This window comes from Streptomyces sp., from assembly GCF_050698815.1.
Taxonomy (GTDB): Bacteria; Actinomycetota; Actinomycetes; order Streptomycetales; family Streptomycetaceae; genus Streptomyces.
This window is the reverse complement of sequence record NZ_JBOHCV010000718.1, coordinates 1-3,820: the sequence shown is the minus strand read 5'-3', so window position 1 is coordinate 3,820 and position 3,820 is coordinate 1. Positions and strand designations below refer to the sequence as shown.

Annotated in this window: 4 protein-coding genes; 2 read left to right on the top strand and 2 right to left on the bottom strand. The window is 69.9% G+C overall.

All coding sequences use genetic code 11. The annotated features are described in order from the left end of the window. Nucleotides 1-38 precede the first annotated feature (38 nt). Nucleotides 39-1,844, bottom strand: coding sequence for a bifunctional metallophosphatase/5'-nucleotidase (locus tag ACRDP3_RS25490; protein WP_431519346.1), 1,806 nt, complete (start codon nucleotides 1,842-1,844; stop codon nucleotides 39-41). 269 nt (nucleotides 1,845-2,113) lie between these two features. Between ACRDP3_RS25490 and ACRDP3_RS25485 the strand changes: the two genes are divergently transcribed. Both ACRDP3_RS25485 and ACRDP3_RS25480 read left to right on the top strand, forming a co-directional pair. Beyond that, nucleotides 2,114-2,770 (top strand): ATP-dependent Clp protease proteolytic subunit, encoded by a 657-nt coding sequence (locus ACRDP3_RS25485; RefSeq protein ID WP_431519345.1) that lies wholly within the window; start codon nucleotides 2,114-2,116, stop codon nucleotides 2,768-2,770. Nucleotide 2,771: 1 nt separating this feature from the next. Further along, nucleotides 2,772-3,374, top strand: coding sequence for a ClpP family protease (locus tag ACRDP3_RS25480; RefSeq protein ID WP_431519344.1), 603 nt, complete (start codon nucleotides 2,772-2,774; stop codon nucleotides 3,372-3,374). 55 nt (nucleotides 3,375-3,429) lie between these two features. Here ACRDP3_RS25480 and ACRDP3_RS25475 read toward each other — a convergent pair. Then, a partial coding sequence (locus ACRDP3_RS25475; RefSeq protein ID WP_431519343.1) for a helix-turn-helix domain-containing protein occupies nucleotides 3,430-3,820 on the bottom strand: 391 nt, incomplete at its 5' end.

Here is a 3,820-nt window from a genome sequence, read left to right as displayed (position 1 = left end):
GGCCGCCGTCGTCCGCGCGAGACCGCTTACGACCGTCGCTACTTCACGATCGTGATGCGGTCCGCCTTCGGGGGATCGAGCGGGGCGGCGGCCGACGAGTGCTCGGCGAAGTAGGCCGTCAGGGCGTCCAGGTCGGAGGCGCCCACGAACTTGTCCTTGCCGTCCTTGAAGACCGCGAACCCGTCGCCGCCGCCCGAGAGGAACTCGTTCATCGCGACGCGGTAGGTCTTCGCCGGGTCGATCGCCTCACCGTTCAGCCGCACCGAATCCCTGACGATCCGGTCCTTGCCGGACTTCGTCATGTCCAGGGTGTAGGTGAAGCCCTTCGAGACCTGGAGGATCTTCGGCGAGGCCTCATTGGCTCCACTGACCTGCTGCTGCAGTGCGGTGATGAGCTGTTCGCCGGTGAGGTCGACGGCGGTCATCATGTTGGTGAAGGGCTGCACGGTGAATCCCTCGCCGTACGTCACCACGCCCGCACCCTCGTTGCCCGACGCGGCATGCGTGAGGTCGGAACGGATGCCACCGGGGTTCATCAGCGCGAGCTGCGCCTTGCCCTTGTCCTCCGGCGCCATGGCCTCCAGTTGGGCGTCCGCGATGAGGTCACCGAGGGGCGATTCGGGGGTGGTGGCGCCGCGGCCCGGGATGTCGCCGGAGATGTAGCCGATGGGCTTGTTGGCGACGGGCGCGGCCAGCTCGCTCCAGCGCTTGATGAGCGAGGTCATGTCCTTGGCCTTGGGCTGCTCACGGCTCACGACGTGGTTGGCCGACTCGACGCCCGTACGCACGATGTCGCGGGTGCGGCGGTCGTAGGTGAGCGTGGTGTCGGTGTAGACCTTGCCGTAGGAGGACGCGGAGGTGACCATGCGCGGGTTGCCGGCCGGGTCCGGGACGGTGCACGCGTACGCCTGGTGCGTGTGGCCGGTGACCAGTGCGTCGACCTTCGGGGTGATGCCCTTGGCGATGTCGGTGATGGGCCCGGAGATGCCGTCGCCCGGGCCGGGGCTGTCGCAGTCGTAGTTGTACTCGGCCTTGGCGGGGGAACCGCCCTCGTGGATGAGCGCGACGACGGACCTCACGCCCATCCGCTCCAGCTTCCTGGCGTACTTGTTGACCGTCTCGATCTCGTCGTGGAACTTCAGGCCCTTGACGCCCGCTTCCGTGACGATGTCGGGCGTGCCCTCCAGCGTGACGCCGATGAAGCCGACCTTCACACCGTTCTTCTCCCACACGGTGTACGGCTTGAGTATCGGGCGGCCCGTCTTCTCGTCCGTCACATTGGCGGCGAGGTAGGGGAAGTCCGAACCCTGGAAGGTCTTGCCCTCCTCGGCGCAGCCGTCCTCGGGGTGGCAGCCGCCGTCCTGCATCCGCCGCAGCTCGTCGCGGCCCTCGTCGAACTCGTGGTTGCCCACGCCCGCCACGTCCAGGTCCATCTTGTTGAACGCCTCGATGGAGGGCTCGTCGTGGAAGAGGCCGGACACCAGCGGACTGGCACCGATCAGGTCACCGGCGGCCGCGGTCACGCTGTAGCGGTGGTCCTTGCGGGCCTCGCGCAGCGAGGTCGCCAGATACTCGGCACCACCCGCGTCGACCTTTTCCGTGGTGCCGTCCGGCTTCAGCCGGGACACCTGGCCGGAAGAGCCCGCGGGCGGCTCGAGGTTGCCGTGGAAGTCGTTGAAGGAGAGCAACTGCACGTCGACCGTACGGCCGTGGCTGTGGTCCGCCCGGCCGTTGCTCTCGGCCCCGGCCGGCAGCGCGGCGGAGAGCACACCGGCGGCGGCCAGCACCGCCGCACCTGCCGTGAACTGGCGTAGACGTCTGCGGCGTTGAGGTTTCCCTGACATGAGTCCCCCTTCGTGGACTGTGGCGGGCGAAGGCAGCCTACGGTCAACGCGCGTAGCGCGGCAGGAGGACGGCGGTAACGACAGGGTTGCGAGACCGATTTCGGGGGTGCCTTGCCGGCCGGCGAGCCGTCCGCTCCGCCGTTCACGCGGCCGTCCGCTCTGCCGGCAGCGAATCTGCTGCGGGCCGAGATTCCCGACCCGGCGAGGCGATCGTGCCGAGAGTGGAGAGACCGCGGCGAACGGCAGCCGCGCCACCACAAGGAGGACCGATGGTGCCACTCATCTCCGGCTGGGCGCAGCCGGCCCTGTACCCACGAGCCGCCGAGGACGGCACGCAGCCGACGCGGTTCGACGACCATCTCGCCGCACAGCTCGTCGCCCAGCGGATCATCTTCCTCGGCACCGAGGTCAACGAGGTCTCCGCGAACCGGGTCTGCGCGCAACTGCTCCTGCTGTCGGCGGAGGACCCGCGGACCGACATCAGCCTCTGCGTCAACAGTCCGGGCGGGGCGGTGACGGCGGGGCTGGCGATCTACGACACGATGCGGCTGATCCCGAACGACGTCTCCACGCTCGCCATGGGATTCGCCGCGAGCATGGGGCAGTTCCTGCTCACAGTCGGCACGCCCGGGAAGCGCTACGTACTGCCGAACGCGCGGATCATGATGCACCAGCCGTCGGCCGGCATCGGCGGGCCCGCCGCCGACATCGCGATCCAGGCCGAGAACCTCGAGTTCACGAAGAAGGCCATCGAACGGATCACCGCGCAGCACACCGGCCAGAGTGAGGAGACGATCTCCCGCGACAGCGACCGCGACCGCTGGTTCACGGCGGAGCAGGCGAAGGAGTACGGCATGGTCGACCGCGTCGTCGAGTCGTTCGAGGACATCCGGCCGGCCGCGTCGAAGCGACGGATGGGACTCTGAGATGAGCCAGTACACGATCCCGACCGTCGTCGAGCGCACCCCGCAGGGGGAGCGGGCGTACGACATCTACAGCCGGCTGCTGTCCGAGCGGGTCATCTTCCTCGGCACCGAGATCGACGACGGCGTCGCGAACGTCGTCATCGCGCAGCTACTCCACCTCGAGGCGACGAGCCCGGAGCGGGAGATCGCGATCTACATCAACTCACCGGGCGGCTCGTTCACTTCACTGATGGGCGTCTACGACACGATGACCTTCGTCGGCGCGCCCGTCTCGACCTTCTGCGTCGGACAGGCGGCCTCGACCGCGGCGGTGCTGCTGGCCGGGGGAGATCCGGGGCGCCGGTTCGTACTCGACCACTCCCGGGTGCTGCTGGGGCAGCCGGCGAGCGGCGGCCGGCAGGGGACGGTCTCGGACCTCAGCCTCCAGGCCAAGGAGATGCTCCGGATCCGGTCCGAGGTCGAGGAGGTCCTCTCCCGGCACACGCACCACGACGTCGCGACCCTGCGGGCGGACATGGACCGCGACAAGGTCTTCACCGCGCACGAGGCGGTGGCGTACGGGCTCGCCGACGAGGTCCTCCGGCGGCGGAACGGAGCCGCCTGACGTGCGCGAAGCCGCCGCCCGGTGGCTGTGCCCCCGGCGCGGGCGCGGCCACCGGTCAGGCGGCGAGCCGCACGTCGCCCGGCCGCGAGGCGCTGCGTGCCCCGGCATGACGGGATTTCAGCTCCATGACGGAAACGGCCGACGTGGGGGCGGTGCGGGAGGAGACGGCCCGCCTCGTGCGGGTGAGGCCGGCGATCTCGTCATGGGCCAGGGCGAGCAGATCGGCCAGTGAGAGACCGAGGGCGTGGGCGGCGGCCGCGAGAACCTCCGACGAGGCCTCCTTGCGGCCGCGCTCGACCTCGGAGAGGTAGGGCATCGAGATGCGGGCGGCGTCGGCCACGTCCCTCAGCGTCCGCTCCTGGTCGAGCCGCTTGCGCCGCAGCACGTCACCGACGAGGTGCCGCCAGAGGGGCTCCCTGGTCGCGGGCGCGGGCGCGGGCGCCGGG